Here is a 1235-nt window from a genome sequence, read left to right on the forward strand (position 1 = left end):
CTAGTAGTGCTTTGTTACGTGTTGCGCGGGGTCTGGGCAGGTTGGCGGTTCGGCGGTTCGCTGTCGGTGTGACTCCGAACGAACTGGCACTGTTACGTGATGAGTTGGAGGCGTTCGCGGCGGAGCTCTTCGCTCCGTTGCGGCGTGCGGACCAGCGGGACAAGGGCCTGGGCTATCTGCGTGGTCTGCTGCTGGACGGACGGCGCAAGTCGATGCAGCCGATGGCCGAGCGCCTCGGGATCGACCACCAGCGCCTGCAGCAGTTCATCACCGCCTCGACCTGGCCGGTCGAGGCGGTGCGGGCTCGGATCGCCCGCCGGGCGGTGGAAACGCTGGCACCGGCCGCCTGGGTGGTCGACGACACCGGGTTCCCGAAGGACGGCACCGCCTCGCCCGGGGTCGCCCGCCAGTACTCCGGGACGCTCGGCAAGGTCGGCAACTGCCAGGTCGGGGTGAGCGTCCACGCGGTCACCGACCAGGCGTCCTGCCCGCTCGACTGGCGTCTGTTCCTGCCCGCCGCCTGGGACCCGGAGCATGCCGCGGATGAGGCCGCCGCCGCCCGCGCCGGGCGGCGGCGGGCCCACTGCCGCGTCCCCGACAGTGAGGTCCACCGCCCGAAATGGCGCCTCGCGCTGGAGATGCTCGACGAGCTCGCCACCTGGCACCTCACCGCGCCGGTCGTGGTCGCGGACGCCGGCTACGGCGACAACGCCCACTTCCGCAACGCGCTCGACGAGCGCGGCCTGCGGTGGATCGTGCAGGTCAAGGGCCTGGCAACCGCCCACCCGCTGGACGCGGTCCCCCACCAGCCGCCCTACGGCGGACTCGGCCCCCGCCCCAAGCCCCGCTACCGCACCCGCCCGATCCCGCTGGCCGAGCACGTGCGGGCCGCCGGCCGAGCGGCGGCCCGCACGATCACCTGGCGACACGGGTCCCGCGACCGCCTGACCGGCGACTTCGTCGTCCTGCGGGTCCGGCTGGCCGGACGCCGGCCCCGGCCCGCGGAGAACGGCACCATTGCCGCATGCTGGCTGCTGGCCCAGTGGCCCGCCCACCTGGCCGAGCCGTCCCACTACTGGGTGTCCAACCTGCCCGCCGACACACCCGTCGAGGACCTGGTTCGCCTGGCCAAGATCCGCTGGCGGATCGAGCACGACTACCGCGAGCTGAAGACCGCCCTGGGCCTCGACCACTTCGAGGGCCGTTCCTGGACCGGCTGGCACCGCCACGTCACC

At 73.0% G+C, this 1235-nt stretch carries 1 protein-coding gene; it reads left to right on the forward strand.

The genetic code is table 11. The annotated features are described in order from the left end of the window. Positions 1-68 precede the first annotated feature (68 nt). Positions 69-1235: IS701 family transposase (locus tag ACFY2K_RS43480; protein WP_387718680.1), on the forward strand; the 1167-nt coding region annotated here is incomplete at its 3' end.

Origin of the sequence: Kitasatospora sp. NPDC001309, assembly GCF_042896295.1 — a bacterium.
Lineage (GTDB): Bacteria > Actinomycetota > Actinomycetes > Streptomycetales > Streptomycetaceae > Kitasatospora.